At 62.8% G+C, this 23,197-nt stretch carries 26 protein-coding genes and 1 riboswitch; of the genes, 17 read left to right on the top strand and 9 right to left on the bottom strand.

Annotation, left to right across the window (positions count from 1 at the left end; all coding sequences use genetic code 11):
• Positions 1-97: 97 nt before the first annotated feature.
• From L1071_RS11345 to L1071_RS11320, 6 genes are all read left to right on the top strand, one after another.
• Positions 98-874: a FadR/GntR family transcriptional regulator gene (locus L1071_RS11345; protein WP_246974874.1), complete on the top strand. Its 777-nt coding sequence runs from the start codon at positions 98-100 to the stop codon at positions 872-874.
• 43 nt (positions 875-917) lie between these two features.
• Entirely contained in the window at positions 918-2,066 is a 1,149-nt protein-coding gene (dgoD, locus tag L1071_RS11340) for a galactonate dehydratase (protein WP_246974871.1), read from the top strand.
• Between the two features lie 192 nt (positions 2,067-2,258).
• Positions 2,259-2,945, top strand: a complete 687-nt coding sequence (locus tag L1071_RS11335) for a 2-dehydro-3-deoxy-6-phosphogalactonate aldolase (RefSeq protein ID WP_246974868.1) — start codon at positions 2,259-2,261, stop codon at positions 2,943-2,945.
• Positions 2,942-3,853, top strand: coding sequence for a 2-dehydro-3-deoxygalactonokinase (locus L1071_RS11330; protein ID WP_246974865.1), 912 nt, complete (start codon positions 2,942-2,944; stop codon positions 3,851-3,853). Before L1071_RS11335 ends, L1071_RS11330 begins: the two co-directional genes overlap by 4 nt.
• 265 nt (positions 3,854-4,118) lie before the next feature.
• Complete coding sequence (locus L1071_RS11325) at positions 4,119-5,006, top strand: HAD-IIB family hydrolase (RefSeq protein WP_246974862.1); 888 nt, start codon at positions 4,119-4,121, stop codon at positions 5,004-5,006.
• Positions 5,003-6,223, top strand: coding sequence for a glycosyltransferase family protein (locus L1071_RS11320; RefSeq protein WP_246974859.1), 1,221 nt, complete (start codon positions 5,003-5,005; stop codon positions 6,221-6,223). Before L1071_RS11325 ends, L1071_RS11320 begins: the two co-directional genes overlap by 4 nt.
• Before the next feature lie 31 nt (positions 6,224-6,254).
• Here L1071_RS11320 and L1071_RS11315 read toward each other — a convergent pair whose 3' ends face one another.
• From L1071_RS11315 to L1071_RS11305, 3 genes are all read right to left on the bottom strand, one after another.
• The gene (locus tag L1071_RS11315) at positions 6,255-7,004 is read right to left on the bottom strand and encodes an amino acid ABC transporter ATP-binding protein (protein ID WP_246974856.1); all 750 of its coding nucleotides are present in this window, start codon (positions 7,002-7,004) and stop codon (positions 6,255-6,257) included.
• Positions 7,001-7,675 (bottom strand): amino acid ABC transporter permease, encoded by a 675-nt coding sequence (locus tag L1071_RS11310; protein ID WP_246974854.1) that lies wholly within the window; start codon positions 7,673-7,675, stop codon positions 7,001-7,003. The genes L1071_RS11315 and L1071_RS11310 overlap by 4 nt, the downstream gene beginning before the upstream one ends.
• Positions 7,676-7,737: 62 nt before the next feature.
• On the bottom strand, positions 7,738-8,496 hold the full coding sequence (locus L1071_RS11305) for an amino acid ABC transporter substrate-binding protein (protein WP_378109647.1): 759 nt from the start codon (positions 8,494-8,496) through the stop codon (positions 7,738-7,740).
• Positions 8,497-8,800: 304 nt separating this feature from the next.
• Between L1071_RS11305 and L1071_RS11300 the strand changes: the two genes are divergently transcribed.
• The 3 genes from L1071_RS11300 to L1071_RS11290 are packed head-to-tail and all read left to right on the top strand — an operon-like array spanning position 8,801 to position 10,379.
• Positions 8,801-9,712, top strand: coding sequence for an MBL fold metallo-hydrolase (locus L1071_RS11300; protein WP_246974851.1), 912 nt, complete (start codon positions 8,801-8,803; stop codon positions 9,710-9,712).
• Positions 9,713-9,750: 38 nt separating this feature from the next.
• Positions 9,751-9,978, top strand: a complete 228-nt coding sequence (locus tag L1071_RS11295) for a response regulator (protein ID WP_246974848.1) — start codon at positions 9,751-9,753, stop codon at positions 9,976-9,978.
• On the top strand, positions 9,978-10,379 hold the full coding sequence (locus L1071_RS11290) for an ATP-binding protein (RefSeq protein ID WP_246974845.1): 402 nt from the start codon (positions 9,978-9,980) through the stop codon (positions 10,377-10,379). The genes L1071_RS11295 and L1071_RS11290 overlap by 1 nt, the downstream gene beginning before the upstream one ends.
• On the opposite strand, the gene dsbG is transcribed toward L1071_RS11290, so the two are convergent.
• Genes dsbG through dsbD form a run of 3 tightly spaced genes read right to left on the bottom strand, consistent with a single transcriptional unit; the run spans position 10,298 to position 13,759 of the window.
• The gene (gene dsbG / locus L1071_RS11285) at positions 10,298-11,065 is read right to left on the bottom strand and encodes a thiol:disulfide interchange protein DsbG (RefSeq protein ID WP_246974842.1); all 768 of its coding nucleotides are present in this window, start codon (positions 11,063-11,065) and stop codon (positions 10,298-10,300) included. The genes L1071_RS11290 and dsbG overlap by 82 nt on opposite strands.
• 10 nt (positions 11,066-11,075) lie before the next feature.
• Positions 11,076-11,903 carry a TlpA family protein disulfide reductase gene (locus L1071_RS11280; protein ID WP_246974838.1) on the bottom strand — a complete coding sequence of 276 codons (828 nt, stop codon included), beginning with the start codon at positions 11,901-11,903 and terminating at the stop codon, positions 11,076-11,078.
• The gene (dsbD, locus tag L1071_RS11275) at positions 11,900-13,759 is read right to left on the bottom strand and encodes a protein-disulfide reductase DsbD (protein ID WP_246974835.1); all 1,860 of its coding nucleotides are present in this window, start codon (positions 13,757-13,759) and stop codon (positions 11,900-11,902) included. Before dsbD ends, L1071_RS11280 begins: the two co-directional genes overlap by 4 nt.
• Positions 13,760-13,988: 229 nt before the next feature.
• Here dsbD and L1071_RS11270 point away from each other — a divergent pair, with 229 nt between their 5' ends.
• Positions 13,989-14,513 (top strand): DsrE family protein, encoded by a 525-nt coding sequence (locus tag L1071_RS11270; RefSeq protein WP_246974832.1) that lies wholly within the window; start codon positions 13,989-13,991, stop codon positions 14,511-14,513.
• A gap of 22 nt (positions 14,514-14,535) precedes the next feature.
• Here the strand turns inward: L1071_RS11270 and crcB are convergent, their stop codons facing one another.
• The 3 genes from crcB to L1071_RS11255 form a co-directional block, all read right to left on the bottom strand.
• On the bottom strand, positions 14,536-14,934 hold the full coding sequence (gene crcB / locus L1071_RS11265; RefSeq protein ID WP_246974829.1) for a fluoride efflux transporter CrcB: 399 nt from the start codon (positions 14,932-14,934) through the stop codon (positions 14,536-14,538).
• A 102-nt stretch (positions 14,935-15,036) separates the two neighbouring features.
• Positions 15,037-15,166, bottom strand: a riboswitch (Fluoride riboswitch).
• Between the two features lie 29 nt (positions 15,167-15,195).
• A complete protein-coding gene (locus tag L1071_RS11260; protein WP_246974827.1) occupies positions 15,196-17,001 on the bottom strand; it encodes a sugar phosphorylase in 1,806 nt (601 codons plus the stop codon).
• A 114-nt stretch (positions 17,002-17,115) separates the two neighbouring features.
• The gene (locus L1071_RS11255) at positions 17,116-17,364 is read right to left on the bottom strand and encodes a GlsB/YeaQ/YmgE family stress response membrane protein (RefSeq protein ID WP_075369582.1); all 249 of its coding nucleotides are present in this window, start codon (positions 17,362-17,364) and stop codon (positions 17,116-17,118) included.
• Positions 17,365-17,562: 198 nt separating this feature from the next.
• Between L1071_RS11255 and nrdR the strand changes: the two genes are divergently transcribed.
• The 7 genes from nrdR (at position 17,563) to L1071_RS11220 (ending at position 23,188) form a co-directional block, all read left to right on the top strand.
• Positions 17,563-18,048 (top strand): transcriptional regulator NrdR, encoded by a 486-nt coding sequence (gene nrdR / locus L1071_RS11250; RefSeq protein ID WP_040243189.1) that lies wholly within the window; start codon positions 17,563-17,565, stop codon positions 18,046-18,048.
• A 34-nt stretch (positions 18,049-18,082) separates the two neighbouring features.
• Positions 18,083-19,252, top strand: coding sequence for a bifunctional diaminohydroxyphosphoribosylaminopyrimidine deaminase/5-amino-6-(5-phosphoribosylamino)uracil reductase RibD (gene ribD / locus L1071_RS11245; protein ID WP_246974824.1), 1,170 nt, complete (start codon positions 18,083-18,085; stop codon positions 19,250-19,252).
• Between the two features lie 176 nt (positions 19,253-19,428).
• Positions 19,429-20,589 (top strand): bifunctional 3,4-dihydroxy-2-butanone-4-phosphate synthase/GTP cyclohydrolase II, encoded by a 1,161-nt coding sequence (gene ribBA, locus L1071_RS11240; RefSeq protein WP_246974822.1) that lies wholly within the window; start codon positions 19,429-19,431, stop codon positions 20,587-20,589.
• A 188-nt stretch (positions 20,590-20,777) separates the two neighbouring features.
• Positions 20,778-21,260, top strand: a complete 483-nt coding sequence (gene ribH, locus L1071_RS11235; protein ID WP_246899425.1) for a 6,7-dimethyl-8-ribityllumazine synthase — start codon at positions 20,778-20,780, stop codon at positions 21,258-21,260.
• The gene (gene nusB, locus L1071_RS11230; RefSeq protein WP_246974819.1) at positions 21,257-21,757 is read left to right on the top strand and encodes a transcription antitermination factor NusB; all 501 of its coding nucleotides are present in this window, start codon (positions 21,257-21,259) and stop codon (positions 21,755-21,757) included. The genes ribH and nusB overlap by 4 nt, the downstream gene beginning before the upstream one ends.
• A gap of 1 nt (position 21,758) precedes the next feature.
• Positions 21,759-22,718 carry a thiamine-phosphate kinase gene (gene thiL / locus L1071_RS11225; RefSeq protein ID WP_246974816.1) on the top strand — a complete coding sequence of 320 codons (960 nt, stop codon included), beginning with the start codon at positions 21,759-21,761 and terminating at the stop codon, positions 22,716-22,718.
• Positions 22,715-23,188, top strand: a complete 474-nt coding sequence (locus L1071_RS11220; protein ID WP_246899419.1) for a phosphatidylglycerophosphatase A family protein — start codon at positions 22,715-22,717, stop codon at positions 23,186-23,188. Before thiL ends, L1071_RS11220 begins: the two co-directional genes overlap by 4 nt.
• The last annotated feature ends 9 nt before the right edge of the window (positions 23,189-23,197 follow it).

Raw genomic sequence — 23,197 nt, 5'->3', positions numbered from 1 at the left:
CATTAGCACTAAGGTCTAAAGGCAATACGGCCGAAAATGCTGGAGTCTATGTCGGACATAGAGGTAAATTTGTCCAACAAGGCAGGCGGAGCCGTTTATGCGCCCCTCTTCACTTTCCGGTACCACGGCACGCCCCGATATCGCCGAGTCGTTGGCCGAGGCTATTTTCAGTGGTCGTTATGCCCCCGGTGACTTGATCCCCCGCGAGCTGGATCTTTGCGAGACGTATGGCGTCAGCCGCAGCACGGTACGTAGCGTCTTGCAGAATCTGGTCTCGGCGGGACTCTTGGTGCGTATTTCCGGCCAGGGCACCCGGGTACGCGAGCTGACCCAATGGCACATGCTCGACCCGCGAGTGACCGAGTGGATGGCGCGCTACGCCGAACCCAATCCGCGCTTCCAACGTGAAATCTATGCGTTCCGTGTGGCGGTCGAGCCGTTCGTGGCGTATCTGGCGGCAACCGCTGCCACAGCGACCGATTTGCTGGCGATCGAGCAGGCCTATGAAGGCATGGCGCGTAGCCTCGAGACACCCAACCACTGCTGGGAAGGGCGCTCCCACGACGATTACGATGTGGCTTTTCACGAGGCGATTTTCGCCGCGACCCACAACGTGGTGTGGACACAGCTCAGCCATGTGCTGCGCCCCACGATTACGGTACTCGTCCAGCGCTCCAACCAGAGCGCCGATGAGCTCGCCGATAGCATGGAACGCCACCGCAAGGTAATGGAGGCGATTCGTCTGCGTCAGCCGGAGCGGGCGCAAGCCTCGGCCTTGGCGGTCCTCGAGCGCACCGGACAGGACCTGGGGATCGCCGAAACCCCGGCGGATATGCCTGCATTGTTCCCGCTTGATGGCGCCACTCCCGACTGACGCTGAGCGTGCCATCACTTTTTCATCGACAAGGAGACCACTCGTGAAGATTACCCAGCTCAAGACCTGGCAAGTACCGCCGCGCTGGCTGTTCCTCAAGATCGAGACCGACGAGGGATGCTATGGCTGGGGCGAGCCGGTCGTGGAAGGGCGCGCGGCCACCGTCGAGGCGGCGGTGCATGAACTCGCCGACTATCTGGTTGGCCAGGATCCGCACCGTATTGAATATCTGTGGGACACGATGTATCGCGCCGGTTTCTATCGCGGCGGGCCGATCCTGATGAGTGCCATCGCGGGGATCGATCAGGCGTTGTGGGATCTCAAGGGCCGCGCTCTCGGCGTACCCGTCTATCAACTGCTGGGTGGCAAGGTGCGCGACAAGATGCGGATGTACGCCTGGACCGGTGGCGATCGTCCCAGCGACGTGGGAGCGGGCGCCAAGGCCTTGGTCGACAAGGGTTTCACGGCGTTCAAGATGAATGGCACGCCGGAAATGCAGATCGTCGATTCGCACCGCAAGATCGACGAGGCGGTAGCACGCGTCGCCGAGGCGCGCGAGGTGGTCGGCCCGGACGTAGGTATCGCTATCGACTTTCACGGTCGCGTGCATCGTCCCATGGCCAAGGTGCTGATGCGCGAGCTGGAGCCTTATCACCCGATGTTCGTCGAGGAGCCGGTGCTGCCCGAGCATCTGCCCAGTCTCAAGCACATTGCGGGCGGGCTCGGCTATCCCATCGCCACCGGCGAACGCTTGCATACCCGCTATCAGTTCCGCGATCTGCTCGCCGAGGGCATGGTCGACGTGATCCAGCCCGATCTCTCGCACTGTGGTGGCATCAGCGAGGGCATGAAGATCGCTTCGCTGGCATCCTGCTACGATGTCGCGCTGGCACCGCATTGCCCGCTGGGGCCGTTGACGCTGGCCGCCTCGCTGCACGTGGATGCGGTGAACCACAACGCATTCATCCAAGAGCAGAGCATGGGCATCCACTACAATCGTGATAACGATGTACTGGATTACCTGGTCGACAAGTCCGCGCTGGCCATTACCGATGGCTTCTGCGCGATTCCCGAAGGGCCTGGCTTGGGCGTCGAGATCGACGAAAAATTCGTCGAGGAGCGCGCCAAGGTGGGGCATCGCTGGCGTAACCCGGTGTGGACGCACGAGGATGGCTCGATAGCGGAGTGGTGATTGAATCGCGAATGAATTCGCTCCCACAACACCAGGTCGGTAGAGGGATTTTTGTGGGAGGGAACTTGTTCCCGATGCTGATCCATTGCGAATGAATTCGCTCCCATAACACCAGGTCGGTGGAGGGGCTTTTGTGGGAGGGAACTTGTTCCCGATGGGGTCCGCTCTTCATGATGCGGTAAAGGAGGTTCTATGAACGAGACTCAGCAGGCCGCACTCGACGCGGCACTCAAGGAATTGCCGCTGGTGGCGATTCTGCGCGGTATTCGTCCCGAGGAGATCGATAAGGTCTTCGACGCGCTGGTCGAGGCGGGGTTTCGTCTGATCGAGATTCCCCTCAACTCTCCCTTGCCGTGGAAGAGCATCGAGCGTGTCGCGTCACGTTGCCCCGAGCATGTGCTGGTGGGTGCCGGTACGGTGCTGGATGCCGCTGATACGGCTGAGCTGGCGGGTCTCGAGGCGCCGTTGATGGTCACCCCGAATAGCGACCCCGAGGTGATTCGCGCCGGTGTCGAGCAGGGCCTGGCGCCGCTGGTCGGCTGCATGACGCCGAGTGAGGCGTTAAGTGCGGCGCGTGCCGGGGCGACGGCGCTCAAGCTGTTCCCGGCTGGACGCCTGGGCACCGGCTACTTCAAGGATATCAGCGCGATTCTACCGCCCGAGCTGCCGGTGTTCGCGGTGGGTGGCATCGACAAGAGCAACATGTCCGAATGGCACGGGGTGGGCATTCGTGGCTTCGGCTTTGGCAGCAACCTTTATCGCCCCGGGCGCAGTGCCGCCGAGGTGGGCGAGGTCGCGGGCGAACTTGTCGCCGAGTGGAAGCGACTCGAGGAGCTCTACACCATGAGCGAGTTGTTCGAGCATGAGGGCGATCAATGAGCGCCGAGCAGCGGCTGATCGTCATCGACTGGGGCACCAGCAATTTCCGGGCGTTTCTCGTCGATCGGCAAAGTAGCACCTGTCTCGAGACGCGGCGTAGCGAGGCGGGGCTCAAGGCGCTGCAAACCGCCGAGTTCCCGCATTACTGCCAGGCCCAGGTCGGGGACTGGCGGGAAGGCGGGCAGGTTCCGGTCTATTTGGCGGGGATGGTCGGCTCCAAGCGCGGCTGGAGTGAGGCGCCGCAGCTCGATCTGCCCGTCTCGGGGCGCGATCTCGCCGCGCATGTCGTGGCCGCGCCAGGGCTGGAAAACGCCTGGATCGTGCCGGGCGTGAAGCACGTCGACGAGGCGCACTGTGACGTCATGCGCGGCGAGGAAGTCCAGGCCTTCGGCGCCTTGGCCCTGGCAGGAAACCCCGACGCCGACTGTTGCCTCCCCGGCACCCACAGCAAGTGGGCGCGCCTGCGTGACAACCGCTTGACCGCCTTCACCACGTTGATGACCGGCGAGCTGTATCACGCGGTACGCTTTCACACCTTGCCAGGAGAGCCCGCCCGCGATGAGGCGCCGTTCGATGAAGACGGATTTCGCCAGGGACTGGCGCGGGCTCAGGGCGAGGACGGCGTGCTGCATGCCCTGTTCGAGGCACGCAGCCGGCATCTCTACCGCGGCTTGGCTGCCGAGCAGTTGGGCAGCTTCATCTCCGGGGTGTTGATCGGTGAGGAAGTGCGTGCCATGCGCGTTGCGCGCCCCGATCTCGAACGCCTGCTGTTGATTGGCGCCGAGGCTTTACGGCGCCCTTATACGCTGGCGCTGGAAACGGTCGGCCTCGAGGTAACGCCGCTGGATAGCGATGCGGCGACGCTCGCCGGGTTGGCAGTGATCGCCGAGCATCATCACACCCGATAACGCATTCAGCCCGCCAGGTGCTGTGATGGCATGCCCCGTTATGGTGCGCAAGATGCACCGTGACGGGGTATTTTTGTGTCTGTGTGGAAACCATGCACCGTAGCGGCACGTACTCGATCCCCCGCAGTCGGGTTTCTGCGAGCTGCTTGTCAGGGTATGGCATGATCCGTGCTACCTTCATCTGAAGAGCACCTTGCATGACCGCTGACGGCGGTCATGCGGCGCATTCCGTGACATGTGAGGCGGTGCCAAGGAGAGAAGGCTCATGACGCAGTCTGTTTCGCATACGCCGTGGCTGGTGTTCACCGATCTGGATGGCACGCTACTCGATCACGACAGCTATACGTGGCAGCCCGCTGCCGCCTGGTTGGCGCGGCTTGCCGAGGCCGGTGTCGCGGTCATCCCCACTACCAGCAAGACCCGTGAGGAACTGCTGGCCCTGCGCGATGAGCTGGGCCTAGCAGCGACGCCGTTCATCGCCGAGAACGGGGCGGTGATCGGCCTGCCCGCGCGTTGGCAACATGCGCGACTGGACCGCGACCCCGCCGCGCTGGATGGTTTGATCGTCAAGACGCCGTCGCTGGATATCGGCTTCATTCGGCGACGACTCGAGGTGCTGCGTGAACGGTTGGGCGTGCGCTTTCGCGGCATGGGCGAGTTGTCCCTCGACACGCTGTGCGAGTTGACTTCGCTGACCCCCGACAAGGCGCGTCAGGCGCAGGCGCGCGAGGGGAGTGAGCCCTTGCTGTGGGATGATGACGAGGCGGCCCTGGCACGCTTTCGTCACGCTCTGGAAAGCGATGGCTTGCGCCTCACCCGGGGCGGGCGTTTCTGGCATGTGATGGGCGCGGTCGACAAGGGCCAGGCGGTGCGCTGGTTGATCGAGCGTTATACGGCGCTGCGCGGTGTCAGGCCCGCTAGCGTGGGGCTGGGCGACGGTCCCAACGATGTCAGCCTGCTCGAGGCGGTCGATCATCCGATTCTGGTACATGGCAAGCACGAGGCAGTGGTGCACATCGCCGCAGGCATGACGCTCTATCGTACCCGACAGCCTGGCCCCGACGGCTGGGCCGAGGGCATCGCCGATTGGTGGCAGACCTGCATGGATGCGACGCCCGGAGACAAGACTTCCCAGGAGGGCACGTCACGATGAGCGATTTTTACCAGAACGGTATCGTTACCACTTTCCATAACCTGACCCAACGCCCGGTGGAAGCATTGGAAGCCGACCTGGTGCGGTTTTCCAAACGCCGGCCGATGGGCTTGATCCTGCCGTCGCTGTTCTCCGAACTCGAGGGACCGGCGCTATCGAACATCGTCGACGAACTGGCCCAGGTACCGTATCTCTCGGAGGTCGTGATCGGGCTGGATCGTGCCGACCGTGACCAGTTCCTGCGTGCCCGCGAATTCTTCTCGCGCCTGCCGCAGCATCACCGCATCCTGTGGAACGACGGGCCACGTCTGTCGACGCTGGATGCCGAGTTGAGTGCCCTCGACCTGGCACCGCAGGAGCCTGGCAAGGGGCGCAATGTGTGGTACTGCAGCGGATATGTGCTGGCCTCCGCGCGCACGGAGGCGGTAGCGCTGCACGATTGCGACATCCTCACCTATGACCGTGGCATGCTGGCGCGGCTGCTGTATCCGGTCGCTAACCCGCAGTTCAATTACGAATTCTGCAAGGGCTATTACTCGCGGGTGGCCGATAACAAGCTCAATGGCCGCGTGGCCCGCCTGATGGTGACGCCCCTGATTCGTGCGCTGAAGATGGTCTTCGGACCGCTGCCGTATCTGGAGTATCTGGACAGTTATCGCTACCCGCTCTCGGGGGAATTTTCGATGCGCTCCGATGTGCTCGACGGCATCCGCATTCCCAGCGACTGGGGCCTGGAGATCGGCGTGCTCTCGGAGGTGCACCGTAACCACTCGACCAAGCGGCTATGCCAGGTGGATATCGCCGATGCTTACGATCACAAGCATCAGCCCGTTTCCCAGGACGATCCCAGTGGCGGGCTCAATCGCATGAGCCTGGATATTGCCAAGGCTATGTTCCGCAAGCTGGCGACGCTGGGTGTGCCCATCCACTCTGAGACCTTTCGCACCATCAAGGCGACTTATTATCGTACCGCGCTGGATTTGATCGAAGCCTACGACAACGACGCGCGCATGAACGGCCTGTCGCTCGACCGCCACAGCGAGGAGCAGGCCGTGGAGCTTTTTACCGCGAACATACTCGAGGCAGGGGCGTCGTTTCTCGAGTCGCCTCGCGACAAGCCGTTCATCCCCAGTTGGAACCGGGTGGGGGCGGCGATCCACGACCTCAAGGAACGCATGTACGAGGCCGTGGAACTCGACAACCAGGGCCAGGTGTAAGCCTTCCAGGCACCTGGCTGTGTGTCACAACTCAGACGACGGGGTTGTTGGCCAGCACCTTGCGCAAAAAGCGTTGGGTGCGTTCGTCCCGAGGATTGGTGAAAAGCTCGTCGGGCGGGCCTTGCTCGATGATCCGACCTTCATCCATGAACACCACGCGGTCGGCGACCTCGCGGGCGAATTGCATCTCGTGGCTGACCACGATCATGGTCTGGCGCTCGAGAGCGAGCTGTTTCATCAGTGACAGCACCTCGTCGACCCATTCGGGATCGAGCGCCGAGGTGGGTTCGTCGAAGAGGATGACGTCGGCCTTGGCGGCCATCGCTCGGCCGATTCCCACGCGTTGCTGCTGGCCGCCGGAGAGCGATGCCGGGTATGCATTCGCCTTGTCCGCGAGACCGATGCGTTCGAGAATCTCGCGCCCTCGGACATGTGCCTCTGCCTTGGAGAGACCATCGACGACGATCATGCCTTCGCAGATATTGTCCAGTGCGCTCTTGTTGGCGAACAAGGCGTAGTTCTGGAACACGAATGCCGTGCGTCGACGCAGGGCCAGTATCTCCCGGCGGCTGGCGCGGGTCACATCGAGACTGAGGTCGCCCACTGTGAGCCGTCCGGCGTCGGGCGTTTCGAGATAATTGATGCAGCGCAGAAGGGTCGACTTGCCGGTGCCCGAAGGGCCGATGACGACGATGATCTCGCCCTGCTCCAGCGTCAGGTCGATATCCTCGAAGACGCTATGCGTGCCGAAGCGCTTGGTGATGCCGTGGAGTGCGATCATCGTTGATAGGCTCGGTTGAGTCGCTTTTCCAGCCGCCGTTGCAGCCACGACAGAATTTCCACCACGATCCAATAGATGATCGCCGCCAACAAGAACGCCTCGAAGTAGAGAAAGCTGCTGGCGGCTTCCTTCTGCGTAGCGCCCATGAGTTCGGTCACACCCAGGGTGAAGGCCAGTGAGGTAGACTTGATCATGTCGATGAAATAGTTCATCAGCGTCGGCGTAGCCACGCGTGTGGCCTGTGGAAGAATGATGCGACGCATCAGTTGCCCTTGGGTCATGCCGATGGACAGTGCCGCTTCTGTCTGGCTACGGTCGACCCCGACGATGGCGGCGCGGATCGACTCCGCCATGTAGGCGGAGAAGTGCAGGGTCAGCCCCAGGATGGTGGCCGTAATGCCGTTGATCGCGACCAGAAAGGTCAAGATTTGCGGCAAACCGTAATAGAACAGGAACAGCTGCACCAGCAGCGGTGTGCCGCGAAAAAAGGAGATGAACAGCATGGCCAGCGCATTGAGCCCCGGCGTTCGCTGCACTCTCACGACGGCCAGCAGGGAGGCCAACACCAATGCCGCGAGCATGCCGGCGCCGGCCATTTCCAATGTCAGCGGTAGATAGCCGAGTAAGATCGGCAACAACCCCAGCATGTAGTCGAGATCGAGAACGTGCATGATCGAGTCGCCTAAAAGCAGACGGCCGGGGCAAGCCCCGGCCGTTCAAATGAAGCGTGGTATCACGGCGTGGTGACATCGGTGCCGAACCACTTTTCGGAGATTTGCTTGAGCGTGCCGTTTTCGCGAAGCGCTTGCAGGGCTTCGTTGACGCGGTCGCGCAAGGCATGCCCGGCCTCATCATCGCGGAAGGGCAGGGCGTTCTCGATGCGCGAGAATGGCTGGCCGGCGAGCTCGAGCGGCAGGGGCTTGTCCTTGATGACCTGGGTGGCGCTGATGCGGTCCATGACGAAGGCATCGGCACGCCCCAAGGCGACGTCTTGCTCGATGTTCGATTCGTAGGTCTTGATGTCGATGTCATCGGCATAGGGCAGCTCACGCAACAGCTCTTCGTAGTTGGAGCCGAGGTTGACCGCGACGGTCTTGCCCTTGAGATTCTCGACACCCTGGATGGCGTCGTTGCCCTTGCGTATCACCACCTGGGCACCGTCGTAGACGTACGGCTCGGTGAAGACGTACTTGTCCTGACGTTCGGGGGTGATGGTGATCTGGTTGGCGATGGTGTCGATCCGCTTGGCGTCGAGCATGCCGGCGAGTCCCGAGAAGCTGGCGGTAACGAACTCGACATCGTCGCCGGTTTGCTCGCCCACGGCATTCATGACGTCGACTTCGAAGCCCTTGAGTTCGTCCTGCTCGACGAAGGTGAAGGGATAGTAACCGCCGGACATCCCCACGCGCAGGGTATCGGCATGTGCGGTGAGGGCGGTCGCACTCAAGGCGAGTCCCGCCAGGGCATACTGCATGAAGTGGCGCAACGACATGATTGGCTCCTGCATAAGCGCGAAAACGATCGTTTGGGGATTGTCATAATGACGCGACCCCAGTGTATAGCGCTAGTGTAGCCTAACTAGTGCAATTGAGAATAATGAATCAATTTTATATTCCTTTTAGTTTTTCTGCATCCCCGCCAGCGCTGCCATAGCCACTGCTATTCATTAAGTAGACGCCTTATGACGCGCCATCATGATGTGCTTCTTTATATGGACAAATAGTCTAACGTTAGAACTAAAAATATATTAGACTGTGATGACCGTTCACATATTCATGGAGGCGACAGCAGACCAGATGAAAACCTTTGCCTTATCACGCGGCCAAGGCGCTGGCCAGCCGGATGTCGCTGGCTTCTTCGACCCTCGCACGTTCAGCATTCAGTACGTCGTCAGCGATCCCGCCACACGCCGTTGCGCGATCATCGATCCGGTGCTCGACTTTGATGAGAAATCCGGCGTTACCGCGACCCATCAGGCCGATGAGCTTTTGGCCTACATCGAGCGCGAAGGACTCGGCGTCGATTGGGTTCTGGATACCCATCCGCACGCGGATCACTTTTCCGCAGCACGCTATCTGCATGAACAGACCGGCGCACCCACCGCCATCGGTCGACCGGTGACTCAGGTGCAGGCGCTGTGGAAGGAAATCTACAACTGGCCGGACCTGAAGGACGACGGTAGCCAGTGGGATCATCTGTTCGGCGAAGGAGATACCTTCACGCTGGGCGAGGTCGATTGCCGGGTGATGCATTCGCCGGGCCATACGCTGGCCTCGATCACCTACGTGATCGGCGATGCCGCCTTCGTTCACGACACCCTGTTTCAGCCCGACTTCGGTACCGCCCGCGCCGACTTTCCCGGCGGGAGCGCACATCAGCTATGGCACTCGATCCAGGCGATCCTGGCCCTGCCTGACGAGGCGCGCCTGTTCACCGGTCACGACTACATGCCCGACGGCCGCGAACCGCAGTGGGAAAGCACCGTGCGCGAGCAGCGTGAGCACAACAAGCATCGGCTCGGCGAGAGCAGTGAAGCCGAGTACGTCGAGCTGCGCAACCGCCGCGACAGCGAGCTGCCCATGCCGAAGCTGATCCTGCACGCGTTGCAGGTCAATATTCTTGGTGGGCGTCTGCCGGAGCCGGAAGCCAACGGCAAGCGCTATTTAAAATTCCCACTCGACGCCCTGGAGGGGGCCGCGTGGGAGTGACGATGCCTCATGCCAGGGCATTGAACGAAGGAGCCTCCATGCACGTATTGCTCATCGAAGACGACGAACTGGTCGCCACCGGTATCCGTGCGGGACTGGAAAGCCATGGCTGGGCGGTGGATCGCGTGGCGACAATGGCGGCGGCGCGTCATGCGCTGCATACCTTGAGCAGCGATATCGTGGTACTCGACCGCGGCCTTCAGGACGGCGATGGCCTGTCGTTGGTCGGCGAATGGCGCAGTCGGCGAGCATGGTCGCGGGCCTGATGGCGCGATTGCCTGAGGGTACCTGGGCGGCCGACGAGACACACCTTCAGGTCGCGCAACGCGTGAAGGGCGATGCGGCTCGCGAGGCCGTGTCACATGCTGAGCAGGGCGCCGCGCGCTTGGCCACCACACTCGATCAATTGCTGGCCCTGGCACGTATCGAGGGAGCCAGGGCGCGGCACGAGACAGAAGACGGCGCGTCGGTGGCCGATATCGTCCGCAGTGCCGTGCGCGATACGCAAGCGTCTGCGCGCATCGACGTTCCGGCCACACTCCCGGATGCGTACGTGGGGGTGCCGCTGGAACTGGCTACGGATGATCAGGGGCGTGGCGAACCCATGACTGCCCGCATTTTTTCCTCGTCTGGCATCCCTTGTGCGACCTCCAGCTTGCCGTCCTGACGGTAGATGATCGCCGGTGTTCCACGCAGCCCCAACGAGCGCATGAGAGTATTGTTGTCCTGGACCTGCTGCTCGATGTCCGCCGGTTGCGCGGAAGGCGCGACCTCATCGCCGCGATTGTGTGCCGTGAAAGCCTCGGCGGGATTGTCGGCGCCCAGCAGGGTGGCCGCCTTGGCGGGACTATCGGACTTGAGAACGCCGATCATGATGTGATGCAGCTTGACGTCACCGGCCTCCACCCAGGGGCGCGCGGCTTCCCAGAAGCGTTTGCAGTATGGGCAGTTGGGGTCGGTGAAGACATACACCGTGCGTTGGGCTTGGGCATCGCCGTCGAGAATCCAGTGACTGTCCTCGAGGCGCTGCCATAAAGCATCGTCTTGCGGGCCCTTGACCAACTCATCGAGCGGCTCGCTGGAGAGATTGTTGCCCTCGGCATCGACGAGGTTGCCGACGATGGCGTGCTGGCCGTTCTGGGTCACATAGATCGCCACCGGCTGGCCTTGTGCGCTGGCAGCATAACCGGTGAGGCCATCGGGGGCCTCGAAGCGTTCATGTATCGTCAACCCTTGGTCGACGAGCGCTTCGACCGGCGCGGGAAGGTCGTCAGGCTGGGCCCAAACGGGAAAAGTGATCAGAGAGAGGGCGGTGACGAGCCCCAGGCGTGGACCGCAAGATGTCAGGGACATGCGCATTCTCCTACTGTGGTGAAGCCAGGCGTGACAAGGCGTGTGTCAGGGTGGCCTGCGAGAGTTCGCCGAAATGCGTGTCGGCCAGGTGGCCGTCGGCGTCATAGAACAAGGTGGTGGGCATTGCCTGGGCGCCGACGTACTCTCCGAGCGCCAGCGCCTCGTCGCGTAGTACGTTATCGAGCTTGAGGGACTCGTTGTCCAGATAGTGACGGACGGCCTGGCGGGACTCGCCCTGATTGACGAACATGAAGGTGACATCGTTGCGACGCTGTTGTGTGTCGGCGAGCAGCGGCATTTCGCGCCGGCAAGGTGGGCACCAGCTCGCCCAGAGATTGACTACCAAGGGTTGGGCGTCGTGCAGCGCAGGGAGGTCGGTGGTGGCGCCGTCGAGCGTGGCCAGCGGCGTCTCGGGCAAGGCGGCGCGGTTGCCATCATCGGACTGAACCAGGGCGTAGGCCGCCACTCCCCAGGTGAGGACGCCGGCCAGCAGTGCGGCACACAAGGCGTGGCGTTGGCGTGGCGCACGCCACAAACGCCAGCCGCTGTAGGCCAGTGCGGTGATGCCTGCGCCGAGCGGGTCGAAACCACGATCGCGGATGTCGAGCATCGCCCAGATAGAATCGTAAGCGTCCCAATAGCGCACGATGAACACTAGACGCGCGCCAACCAGGGCGACGAAAACCAGTGTAAAAAGGGTGTCGCTGACGCCGATGCGTCGTCGACGCCCGACCAGGGCACCGATGACGATGGCGACGACCAATGCGAAGACAAGCAGCAATTGGCCTAAGCTGACCGCCAGGGGGCCAAGGGCCAGACTGCGGTCGAGAGCCGTCATGCGTCGTCTCCTGCGCGGGTCGTGCCTTTCACCCGCTCAAGGCGTTCGAGAAAATCTTCCGCGCTCAATTCACCCACGATGCGGTTGTCTCGACGTTCGCGGCCATCGGCGCCGTAAAGCATCAGCGTCGGAGGACCGACCACGCTGAGGGCCTGCATGATGGCCTGGTCGTCGGCGTCGTTATCGGTCACGTCGATGCGCAGAAGTTGCACGTCTTGCAGTGCCGCTTGCACGCGTGCATCGCCGAACACTTCTTCCTCTATGACCTCGCAACTGATGCACCAGTCGGCGGTGAATTCCACCAGTGTGCGACGTTGCTGTGCCGCTGCTTCTTCGAGACGCGCGTTCAACGCGTCACGATCCTCAACGCTCTCGAAGCTGAGTGCCGAGGAGGTCTCGGTGATTTGAGAGTCGCCGCCGCCGGTGAAACCCGCCAATGGCCGCAGCGGATCATGTTGACCCCCCGCCGCGCCGACGAGCATGAGAATTCCCCACACGCCGAAGAGCATGGCCAGACTACGCCCCAATACCCGCAACGCGTCGTGCAGTGCGTGTGCCGTCGTCCAACTGGCTTGAGCCAAACCGATGAGCAGGGCGCCCCAGGCGGCCATCTCCATTGCGGGGGGCAGAATGCGCGCCGCGAACCACACCGCCATGCCTAGCAAGACGAAACCGAATATCGCTCGGACCCGATTCATCCACGGCCCCGGGCGGGGTAGAACGTGCGGGCCCAGCAGGCCGACCGCCAGCAAGGGCGCTCCCATGCCGAGTCCCAGGGCCCACAGTGCCAGGCCGCCGTGCCAGGCATTGCCGCTTTCGGCGATGTACAGCAATGCACCGGCCAGAGGCGCCGTCATGCATGGCCCGACCAGTAACGCCGAGAGCACGCCCATGATCGCGGCACCCTTGATTCGCCCGCCGCGTTGGCGTTCCAGGCGTGCATCGAGCCGTGTACGCAGGCCTTGGGGTAGCGTCAGACCGAACACGCCGAACATCGCCAGGGCCAGCAGCACGAAGAGCACGGCGAAGCTGGCAATGAAGGCGGGAGCCTGGAAGAGCATCTGCAGGTTGGCGCCGGCCAGAGCCGCCGCGACGCCCAGCACCGCATAGGTGGTGGCCATGGGCAGGATGTAGGCAAGCGAGAGCATGGCGCCGTCACGCATTCGCGGGCGGCCATCGCGCGTGGCGCCGACGATGAGACTGGAAAGGATCGGCACCATGGGCAGCACGCAGGGCGTGAAGGTCAGCAGCAAGCCCATGCCGAAGAAGGCCAGCAGAACCCAGCCCAAACGGGCATCGGCGAGCTGGGCCGCGAGGCGCTGATCGTCTGCTTGAGAGGTCTCGTCCGAAGAAGTGTCGTCTGAAGAAGAGGTGTCGCTTTTGCTTGCAGTATTATCGGTAGCGGCTCCGATTTGTGAAGACGTGTCGCTCGCGCTGTTCGTATTGTTTGCGGTATCCGTCGCCTCGACGGGGGCGAGTGTTTCGGCATCGAAGGTCCGGTGTTGTGGGGGATAACACAGTCCGGCTTCGGCGCAGCCTTGCCAGGTCAGCGTCACCTGCTCGGCATCGCCTAGCGCGGCGCGCAATGCCACCTGGTGATGGTAGACCTCCGAGCGACCGAAATAGTCGTCCTCGATGATCTCGCCCTTGGGCAGGTCGACCTCCACCGGGCCTTCGTCCGTCTCGACGCTGAAGCGATGCCGATAAAGATAGTATTCGGGAGCGATGTCCCACTCGGCGGTAAGCGTGTCGTCATCGCGAGATACCGACAGCGAGAAGGCTTGCTCGGCGGAGAGAAAATCGTCCTGGCTGGCAAACGGCGACTCGGCGAGGGCCGGCGTAGCGAAGACGAGCATGAGCGTGGCCACACAGGCCGTGAGCCTGAGGCTGAAGGAGCGAAAATGGCATACTGGCCGGCGCGAGTCGTGAGTCATGACAGTCCATACGGGTGACGAGATGGCGCCTAGCATAACGGCACGGGATTAGCTGAGCATTAATAGCAATGCAGGTCGGTATATCATGACGCTTGCCAAGCGAGCGGCAACGCGCTGAAGTGGTGTGATTACAATCTGTGGAGGGGGCGACATGACGACAGGCTGGGACAATTGGATATCACGGCAGCCGCCGAGTGCCACACCAGCGCCCATCGACGACGCGCCGCTCGCCGGGCAAGAAGAAGCCCAATGGTTGCCGCTGGCGCATGGCACCTACCGGGCGCTGTTCCAGTGGACGACGCCTAGTGCTCAGGGCGCCATGGCCAATGCCGGTCTGCTGCGCGCCGTGCGTGCGGTAAACCTGTTCGCGGCGGCCGACGTGCCCGTCGAGCGTCGTCATATGATCGTCCTCGTCTCCGGGGCGGCGACGCCGTGCCTTCTCGAGGATACCGCCTATGCGCGCCATTACGGACTGCCGGCCGACTCGAACAATCCCAACCGTGTGTTGATCGAGGCGCTCCAGCGCGAAGGCGTTGGCGTCATGGTGTGTCTACAGGCCTGGCACGGACAGGGATTCGCCCGCGACGCTCTGCTGGCCGATATCGAGCTGGCCCAGTCCAGCATGACGGTGGGCATTGCGCTGCAGAACGCCGGCTTCGCGCTGGTGGCAGTCTGACACTACCCGTATTGCCATTCGCTCATTTCAAGACTCCCGTGAGGTGTTTGATGGCACCGAAGGTGGCGATGCCTACACCGGTCATGGCCAACGAGCCGAGGACGTGCACGGCGATGCCCGACAATGCCATGAGATAACGCCCGGCCTGCAGGTTGGTGAACATCTCGGCGGAAAAGGTTGAGAAGGTCGTCAATGCCCCTAGAAAGCCGGTCACCACGAACAGGCGCCACTCCGGCGAGAGGTGCGGCAGTTGGGCGAAGACGGCAATGGCGATGCCGATCAGCCAGGCGCCCAGCCAGTTGGCGGCCAGGGTGCCGGGGGGGATCGCCGGGAACAGGGCGTTGAGCCATATCCCAAGCAGCCAGCGCAGGTTAGCGCCGAGCGCAGCACCGGCGCCGATCGCCACGATGGATAACCACATGCGTTCAATTCCTCGCAATTGAGAATTGTCATCGAGGTGCGCGTGCCGGGCGGCTTGCAAAAAAAGGGGAACCGCGATACCTGCGCACGACGCACCTCGGGTGCGTTGGCAGGCATCATTAGCGCTGGCGGGGATGCGTCGGCGGTGTAGTGCCGGACCAGGCGGTTTGTCGCGATAGACGCTTTTTTCGAGCGCCGATAGCGACAGGAGGAATGCCATCTCCATGTTTACTGTAACCAGCGCCGGACCTATCGGCAAGCCTCAGGATGTCGGGGCGCCAGGCCGTTGCACCAGCCACAGGCTGCGATACGGACGTAGCTCACGCGGGGCCTGCGCATCCCAAGGAGCATCGGCGAGCAGGTCGTACCAACCGTCTTCGTCAAGATCGGGCAAGGACAGTGGCTGGCGTTTGTCGGTGACGTTGTAGACCGCGAGGAGGCGGCGCCCATCGGCCAGCGGACCTCGCTGTACGGCGAAGAGTGTTGGCGGGGTGTCGAGAATGCGCTGTTCTACCTCGGGGTGAAAGCAGGGCTCCTGGGCGCGCAGCTTGAGGCGCCGCCGCAAGGCCATGAACACCTCGCGCGTGGGCGTGTTGCGACTATCGAGGAGTTCGTCCAGGGCTTCCTTCTGCCAACGCCGACGGTTGATGGTGCGCAATTGTCCGCTGCGCTCTACGCCTTCGTGGTCGTTGAGTGTGGCGGTCAGGCAGTGGAAATAGATGCCCGGTACGCCCTGCAACGCGAGCATCAAATGCTGGCTGCACAGAAAACGCTCCACCTGCCAGGGGTCGGCGCCGCGACGTGTGCCGCGTAGCGCATCGAAGTAGGTGATGTTGACCTCGTAAGGCGTGTCCTTGCCATCGGCGTTGGCCTTCATGCTCACATATCCGCCGAAGCGGTGCATGAGCTCGAGCATGGCCTCGATCTCGTGGGGCGGTAACAGCCCTTCCAGCGCGCGCACGCCGATCCCGTCGTGGCTAGCAGTGAAGTTGAAATAGGTGCAGCCGGACGGCAGCGCGGGGAGGCTGCGTGCCCAGGCTTCCAGCGCCGTGGCATCACCGCTGGTGAGCGTATGCACCAGCAGTGGCGGCAGCGTGAACTGATAGATCATGTGCGCTTCGTCGGGCTGTGCGGGCACGTCCGACGTGGTGGCATCGTCGAGGCGTTCGAGGCCGAAGTAGCTCATGTTCTCGCGGTGCGGCACGTTGGTTTCGGTGATCAGCAGCGTGCCGGGGGCGAGATAGTCGAGCACGGCGCGCAGCAGCCGTACCACGGCGTGAGTCTCCGGCAGGTGAATGCACGAGGTGCCGATTTCCTTCCACAGATAGGCGATGGCATCGAGACGGATGATGCGCGCGCCTTGCTCTACGTAGTAGAGCATGATGCCGATGAACTCGATGAGTACATCGGGATTGGCGAAGTTGAGGTCGATCTGGTCTTCGGAAAATGTCGCCCACAGATAGCGTGTCCCGCGGCGCGTGGAGACTGGCACCAATAGCGGCGAGCTGCGGGGCCGGGTGACCTGCGACAGGTCGGTGTTCGGGTCCATTTCGATGAAGTAGTCGCGTCCCGGCTGGGTGCCGGCCAGGTAGTCGACGAACCACAGTGACTCCCGCGAGACATGATTGATGACCAGGTCGACCATCAAATCCCCGTGGCGTGTCAGGCGACGGATGTCTTCCCAGTCGCCGAGTGCCGGATTGACCTCGCGATAATGGATCACCGAGAAGCCATCGTCGCTGCTCCAGGGGAAGAAGGGCAGCACGTGAACGCCGCTGAAGGTATCCGCGAGGCGTGTCTCGAGAAACTCGTCGAGCACTTGCAGCGGTGGCCGCTCGCCGTCGAGCAGTAGATCGCCGTAAGTGATCAGTACCTGGTCGCGCTCGCTCCATAATGGACGCGAGCGTTCGGGGATGGCACCACGTTGGTGCGATATCAGGCGCAGCAGGCGGCGTAGCACTTCATCGGCACGTGGCCCGTAGATCTCGTTCAGGCGCGCCTTGGCGCGTGCGGTGAAATCGGCTTCATCAAGCTCGGTCTGCGGGGTTGGGGAGATGGGGTGGGGCATCGAGGGTCCTCGTGAGAATCGGTGGCTCGCACGTCGACATTGTCGTTGCTGTTGCAGGAGTCGTGCCATACGCGACACGCCGGCGGATGGCCGGCGTGTACGGACGCGGCAAGGTCACTTCTTCACGATGCGGTAAAGTCCCAGCAGGATGATGGCGCCGAGCACAGCGATGACGAAACTGCCGAGGTTGAAGCCATCCACCGAGCCGAATCCCAGCGCGGTGCCGACCCATCCTCCGACGATGGCCCCGAGGATCCCGATGATCATGGTGATGATCATGCCACCGGGGTCGCGCCCCGGCATGATCAGTTTGGCGACGATGCCGGCCAGTAGGCCGAAGACGATCCATGCGATGATGCCCATTGGCTTATCTCCTAGGCGATTCCTTGAAAGCATGCTCTTGGCGTGCGCGAGAGCGCGAAAACGCAAGCAGCCCCATGAGCTTGGCTGGCCTGGCGGCAGTGCGCAAGCGAGTTTCCGCGCGGCGCGGGGAAGGCTACAATGTTGGACAATCTCGATGATCACGACTCATTCTCGATACTCAACCGCGGACGCGCCACGATGCACTGCCCCTTTTGTGGAAAGTACGACACCAAGGTGACCGATTCGCGCCTCGTGGCCGAGGGGGACCAGGTGCGTCGGCGCCGCCAGTGCAATGACTGCGGCGAGCGCTTTACCACCTACGAGACGGCGGAACTGGTCATGCCCCGCGTGATCAAGGGCGATGGCTCGCGAGAAACCTTCGATGAACGCAAGTTGCGCGCCGGCATGCTGCGGGCATTGGAGAAACGCCCGGTCAGCGCCGAATCCATCGAAGCGGCGGTCGAGCGTATCCGCCAGCGCCTGCGCGCCCGTGGTGAGCGTGAATTGGAGGCGCGTGAGATCGGCGAGGAGGTCATGCGCTCGCTGAAACGCCTCGATCAGGTCGCTTACATCCGTTTCGCTTCCGTTTATCGACGCTTCCAAGACCTCGACGAGTTTCGCGCCGAAATCGATCGTCTGGCGCAAGAGCCCAGCTTTGTGCCCGACGATAACGATCAACGCTGATCACGTACCGACTCGAATCGCTCACGGAGTGACCATGACACAGGACACCGCAGCGTCGGTGCTATCTCACGAAGCGTGCATGGCAAGCGCGCTCAAGCTCGCCCGGCGAGGGTGGTATACCACCCATCCCAACCCACGCGTCGGCTGCGTGGTGGTATGTGAGGGGCGCATCGTCGGGGAGGGCTATCATGCACGTGCCGGTGAGCCTCATGCCGAGGTACACGCCTTGCGTGCCGCTGGCGAGGCGGCGCGGGGCGCTACGGTTTATGTCACGCTGGAGCCTTGTTCGCACCACGGTCGCACGCCGCCGTGTGCCCAGGCGCTTATCGACGCCGGCGTGGGCCGTGTCGTGGTCGCCATGGTGGATCCCAACCCGCAGGTGGCCGGGCGCGGCGTGGCCATGCTGCGTGAGGCGGGCATCGAGGTCGAGGTGGGCTGCCTGGAGGCCGATGCCGAGGCGCTCAATGTCGGTTTCGTCAAGCGCATGCGCGAGGGGTTGCCATTCGTGCGCCTGAAGATGGCGATGAGCCTGGACGGTCGTACCGCCATGGCTAGCGGCGAGTCGCAATGGATTACCGGCGAGCGGGCGCGTACCGAGGTGCAACGCTTGCGGGCGCGCTCGAGCGCGGTGATGACCGGGGTCGATTCGGTGATTTTCGACAACTCGCGCCTCACGGTGCGTGCCGCGCAGCTCGAGCTGGATGATGCTGAAGCGATCGCCGAGCGCCAGCCCCTTCGTGTCGTGGTCGATTCGCGGCTGCGCTTGCCGGTGGCGGCGGCGTGCTTGCGCGAGCCGGGGCGCACCCTGGTGGCGACCGTCTCGCGGGATGAGACGCGCCGCGCGCCGCTGGAACAAGCCGGGGCGGAGGTGCTCGTGCTGCCCGAAGCGGCCGAAGGGCGCGTCGATCTACGTGCCCTGCTGGCGCATCTGGCCGCGCGCGAGCAATGCAACGAAGTGCTGCTCGAAACCGGCGCGACGCTGGCCGGGGCCATGCTCGATATCAACGCCATCGATGAGATGCATCTGTTCGTGGCGCCGACGTTACTGGGGGGTGAGGCGCGGCCGCTATTTGCGTTGCCGGGGCTCGAGCGCATGGCCCAGCAGCGTCCGTTGCAAATCGACGACATCCGCGCCGTGGGGCGCGATTGGCGGATTGTTGCGCGACCGCACGCGCGCGAGCGTGCGGCGTCTGACGACGTCTGAATCGTCATTCGCCTGGGTGTTGCTACTGGCGCGCAAGCGCGCTTGCAGGTACTCTGGGCGCCGACCTGACTGGGTGTCGAAGAGCGACGACGCCCGCGTCGTGACACCACGACACATCTTATGACGGCGCCGATGACAAGACCGCACCGGCGTACGAGACGAGCATCGGAGACACCATGGCGCTTTCATCCAAACAGGGCTTGGCCTCCATCGAAGCCATTGTCGAAGACATTCGTCAAGGCAAGATGGTTATACTCATGGACGATGAGGATCGCGAGAACGAAGGCGATATCATCATGGCCGCCGAGTGCGTCGAGGCCGAGCACATCAACTTCATGGCCCGTCATGCGCGGGGCTTGATTTGCCTGCCGATGACCCGTGAGCGCTGCGAGCGTCTCGAGTTGCCGTTGATGGTGCGCGACAACGGCTCCGGCTTCGGCACCAAGTTCACCGTCTCTATCGAGGCAGCACGTGGTGTCTCCACGGGCATTTCCGCCTCCGATCGCGCGCGCACCGTGCGCGCTGCGGCGGCACGCGATGCCGTCGCAGCGGATATCGTTCAGCCTGGGCATATCTTTCCGCTGATGGCTGAGCCGGGTGGCGTGCTGCGCCGTGCCGGGCATACCGAAGCCGCCTGCGATCTGTCGGCCATGGCCGGTTTCGAGCCGAGCGGCGTGATCTGCGAGGTGATGAACGACGATGGCAGCATGGCGCGCCGCGACGAGCTGGAGCGCTTTGCTGTCGAGCACGGTATCAAGGTCGGCACGATCGCTGATTTGATCCACTACCGGATCCACCACGAGCGTACCGTCGAGGAAGTCGAACGCACGGTCGTCGACACGGCATTCGGTGAGTTGACGCTGCACGTCTTCCACGACCGGATTCAGAACGCTCATCATCTGGCGCTGGTGAAAGGCGCGCCGCACAGCGAGACGCCGACCACCGTGCGCGTGCATATCGCTGATACGCTGCGCGATCTGCTGATGCTGAGCAAGCCGGAGAGCCACAGTTGGACGGCGTCCAGCGCCTTGGCGCAGATCGCCGAAGCCGAGTCCGGGGTCTTCGTGCTGCTCGACGATGGTCGGCCGCGTCTCGATCTCAAGGATCAGCTCGATGTGTTGCTGGCGCGTAAACCGGCGCCGCGCTCGAGTGCCTCCGACGGTGCCGGCAATTACCTGACTATCGGCACCGGATCGCAGATTCTGCGCCAATTGGGCGTCGGACAAATGCGCCTTTTGAGCTCGCCGTGGAAGTTTTCCGCGTTGTCCGGCTTCGACCTCGAAGTCGTCGAACGCGTGGGTGGCGATACCCCCGAGAGCGACCAGCCGGTAGAATAAGTCTTTCATTCATTCGTATGCCGGGCCCATGGGCGCCGGCGGCCGCGCGTGCCGGTGAAGAAAATCGCTTCTCGGCGGTAGGTAGTACCACGCGCCGTGATGAAGTAAGTGATCGCTTCACTGGCATGCACTGACATAGCTGATATATCGTGCGCGAAGTATCGCGCATTCAGACCCGGGATTTGACAATGCAACCGATCTCTCAAGTCGAGGGTGGCTACACCGATGTCGATGGCCGTTATGTCATCGTCGTGGGCCGCTTCAATCATCATGTGGTCGATAGCTTGGTAGAAGGGGCGGTGGACAGCCTCGTTCGCCATGGCGTGGACGAAGAAAACGTCGATATCATTCATGTTCCTGGCGCCTGGGAACTGCCATTGGCCGTCAAGCGGGCCGTGCAGGTACTCAAGCCTCACGCCGTCATCGCCCTAGGGGCAGTGATTCGCGGGGGAACGCCGCATTTCGACTACGTGGCGGGCAATTGCAACAGTGCCATGAGCAGTCTGCAGTTGGAGCTTGAGACCCCCATCGCCAACGGCGTATTGACGGTCGATTCCATCGATCAGGCGATCGAACGTGCCGGCACCAAGGCGGGTAACAAGGGCGCCGAGGCGGCGATGGCAGCGATGGAAATGGTCTCGCTGTTCAAACGCATGGGAGGCGAGGCATGAGTCAATCGCCCCGTGATGCGACCCCGGCCCAGCAAGCGCGCCGCGCGGCGCGTGAACTGGCGGTGCAGGGACTCTACCAATGGCAGATGACCGGCAAGTCGATCACGGCGGTGGAGTCGGAGTTTCGCGCGCAAATCGCTGATGAAGATCTCGAGGATCACGAAAATTGGCACAAGGTCATGGGCATTGCCGATCTAGCGCTGTTTCATGAGCTGTTGCACAACGTGGCCGGCGACCGCGAAGCCATCGATAAAACCATCGCGCCGTTGCTCGACCGTCGCCTCGAGGATCTTGACCGCATCGAGCTAGCGATTCTTCGCCTAGGCGCCTATGAGCTCAAATATCGCCTCGAAGTGCCGTATCGCGTGGTGATCAACGAAGGCATCGAACTGGCCAAGGGCTTCGGTGCTACCGATGGCCACAAGTACGTCAACGGTATTCTCGACAAGCTGGCGAGTCGCTTGCGGAGTACCGAGGTCGCTGCGCGCCGGCGTTGACATGTTGGCTGAATTCGACATTATCGCGCGTTATTTCTCGACGCCCGATCAGTCCTCGTCAGGCGCCGGCATTACGCTGGGGCCGGGTGACGACTGTGCGCTGCTAAGCCCTGCCGCGGGGACTGAGATTGCCATGAGCGTGGATACCTCGGTGGCCGAGGTACATTTTCCTGGTGATGCGCCGCCCGAGGCAATCGGGCATCGGGCACTGGCGGTGGCGCTTTCCGATCTAGCCGCGATGGGAGCGCGACCGCGCGGCTGTCTGATGGCTTTGACGCTGTCGCATGCCGAGCCCGCGTGGCTGGAGCGCTTCGCTCACGGGTTTCGCGAACTTGGCCGCCGTATGTCGACGCCGTTGATCGGCGGTGACGTCACGCGTGGTGCTTTGTCCATCGCCGTCACGGTGGTCGGCGATGTGCCTGCTGGTCAGGCGCTGCGGCGCAGCGGCGCGATGCCGGGAGAGCGCTTGGCGGTGACCGGGGCGCTGGGTGGCGGCCACGGCGGCCTACGCATCTGGCAGGCCGGTGGCAGTGATCTCGAGGATCCGCTGCTGGCGGCTTACTTGACGCCAACGCCTCAGCTTGATGCAGGTCTTGCCCTGCGGGGGTTGGCCTCGGCGGCACTGGATGTTTCCGATGGCCTGCTGGCCGATCTCGGCCACCTTTGTCATGCCTCGGGTGTGGGCGCCAACCTCGACCCGGCGCGGATTCCCCTGGCGCCGACGCTGGAAATGACGTTAGGCAGCGAAGGCGCCTTGCATGCCGCGCTCAGCGGTGGGGACGATTATCAGCTTCTGGTCAGCGTGCCCGATACGGCCTGGGAAGCTGCTCAGCGGCGCTGTACCGATTGTGATGTCACCCTGACCGAGATCGGACGCGTCGTCGCCGAGCCCGGTATCAGCGGGATTCCCGAGACAATGAAGGGCGCAGGATGGCAGCATTTCACGGGAGGCGGGCCATGAATCGCTCACCGCGCAGTGTCTGGCGTAACCCGGCTCATTTCCTGGCGTTTGGCCTGGGGAGTGGGGCGATCCCTTTCGCGCCGGGTACCTTCGGTACATTGGCCGCCATTCCGTTCTATTGGCTGTTGTCGGCGCTGCCTCTCGATTGGTACCTGGGACTGATGGGCGTGGCCTCGATCCTGGGCATCTGGTTATGCGAAAAGACCTCGCGCGATCTGGGCGTTCACGATCATTCCGGGATTGTCTGGGACGAGTTCGTGGGATATTGGCTGACCATGGCGGCAGTTCCCTTTTCGTGGGAAGCGGCGTTATGGGGCTTCGTGGTGTTTCGCATGTTCGACATCATCAAGCCGTGGCCGATTCGTTGGGTGGACCGCCACGTGGCCGGGGGCTTCGGGATCATGTTCGATGACGTGCTTGCCGGCGTGTACGCCTGGAGCACTATGCATTTATGGTTCTGGCTGCATTAGGCATTGTTC

This window comes from Chromohalobacter sarecensis, assembly GCF_023061135.1.
Taxonomy (GTDB): Bacteria; Pseudomonadota; Gammaproteobacteria; order Pseudomonadales; family Halomonadaceae; genus Chromohalobacter; species Chromohalobacter sarecensis.
Note: the sequence above shows the minus strand (reverse complement) of the source record. Positions and strands in the feature narration are given on the sequence as shown.

Bases quoted from the DNA above. Each gene is read 5' to 3' on its own strand.
- crcB (WP_246974829.1), bottom strand. From the start codon at position 14,934: ATGTGGTTATCCATCGTGGCGATCGGCGCCGGTGCTGCGCTCGGCGCT.
- L1071_RS11325 (WP_246974862.1), top strand. From the start codon at position 4,119: ATGACGCAGTCTGTTTCGCATACGCCGTGGCTGGTGTTCACCGATCTG.
- L1071_RS11255 (WP_075369582.1), bottom strand. From the start codon at position 17,364: ATGGGCATCATCGCATGGATCGTCTTCGGCCTACTGGCCGGCATCGTC.
- L1071_RS11290 (WP_246974845.1), top strand. From the start codon at position 9,978: ATGGCGCGATTGCCTGAGGGTACCTGGGCGGCCGACGAGACACACCTT.
- L1071_RS11260 (WP_246974827.1), bottom strand. From the start codon at position 17,001: ATGCCCCACCCCATCTCCCCAACCCCGCAGACCGAGCTTGATGAAGCC.
- L1071_RS11330 (WP_246974865.1), top strand. From the start codon at position 2,942: ATGAGCGCCGAGCAGCGGCTGATCGTCATCGACTGGGGCACCAGCAAT.
- L1071_RS11280 (WP_246974838.1), bottom strand. From the start codon at position 11,903: ATGACGGCTCTCGACCGCAGTCTGGCCCTTGGCCCCCTGGCGGTCAGC.
- dsbD (WP_246974835.1), bottom strand. From the start codon at position 13,759: ATGCTCGTCTTCGCTACGCCGGCCCTCGCCGAGTCGCCGTTTGCCAGC.
- dsbG (WP_246974842.1), bottom strand. From the start codon at position 11,065: ATGTCCCTGACATCTTGCGGTCCACGCCTGGGGCTCGTCACCGCCCTC.
- L1071_RS11315 (WP_246974856.1), bottom strand. From the start codon at position 7,004: ATGATCGCACTCCACGGCATCACCAAGCGCTTCGGCACGCATAGCGTC.
- ribBA (WP_246974822.1), top strand. From the start codon at position 19,429: ATGGCGCTTTCATCCAAACAGGGCTTGGCCTCCATCGAAGCCATTGTC.
- L1071_RS11335 (WP_246974868.1), top strand. From the start codon at position 2,259: ATGAACGAGACTCAGCAGGCCGCACTCGACGCGGCACTCAAGGAATTG.
- L1071_RS11220 (WP_246899419.1), top strand. From the start codon at position 22,715: ATGAATCGCTCACCGCGCAGTGTCTGGCGTAACCCGGCTCATTTCCTG.
- L1071_RS11295 (WP_246974848.1), top strand. From the start codon at position 9,751: ATGCACGTATTGCTCATCGAAGACGACGAACTGGTCGCCACCGGTATC.
- ribH (WP_246899425.1), top strand. From the start codon at position 20,778: ATGCAACCGATCTCTCAAGTCGAGGGTGGCTACACCGATGTCGATGGC.
- nrdR (WP_040243189.1), top strand. From the start codon at position 17,563: ATGCACTGCCCCTTTTGTGGAAAGTACGACACCAAGGTGACCGATTCG.
- L1071_RS11305 (WP_378109647.1), bottom strand. From the start codon at position 8,496: ATGTCGTTGCGCCACTTCATGCAGTATGCCCTGGCGGGACTCGCCTTG.
- L1071_RS11270 (WP_246974832.1), top strand. From the start codon at position 13,989: ATGACGACAGGCTGGGACAATTGGATATCACGGCAGCCGCCGAGTGCC.
- L1071_RS11345 (WP_246974874.1), top strand. From the start codon at position 98: ATGCGCCCCTCTTCACTTTCCGGTACCACGGCACGCCCCGATATCGCC.
- ribD (WP_246974824.1), top strand. From the start codon at position 18,083: ATGACACAGGACACCGCAGCGTCGGTGCTATCTCACGAAGCGTGCATG.
- nusB (WP_246974819.1), top strand. From the start codon at position 21,257: ATGAGTCAATCGCCCCGTGATGCGACCCCGGCCCAGCAAGCGCGCCGC.
- L1071_RS11320 (WP_246974859.1), top strand. From the start codon at position 5,003: ATGAGCGATTTTTACCAGAACGGTATCGTTACCACTTTCCATAACCTG.
- thiL (WP_246974816.1), top strand. From the start codon at position 21,759: ATGTTGGCTGAATTCGACATTATCGCGCGTTATTTCTCGACGCCCGAT.
- L1071_RS11310 (WP_246974854.1), bottom strand. From the start codon at position 7,675: ATGCACGTTCTCGATCTCGACTACATGCTGGGGTTGTTGCCGATCTTA.
- L1071_RS11300 (WP_246974851.1), top strand. From the start codon at position 8,801: ATGAAAACCTTTGCCTTATCACGCGGCCAAGGCGCTGGCCAGCCGGAT.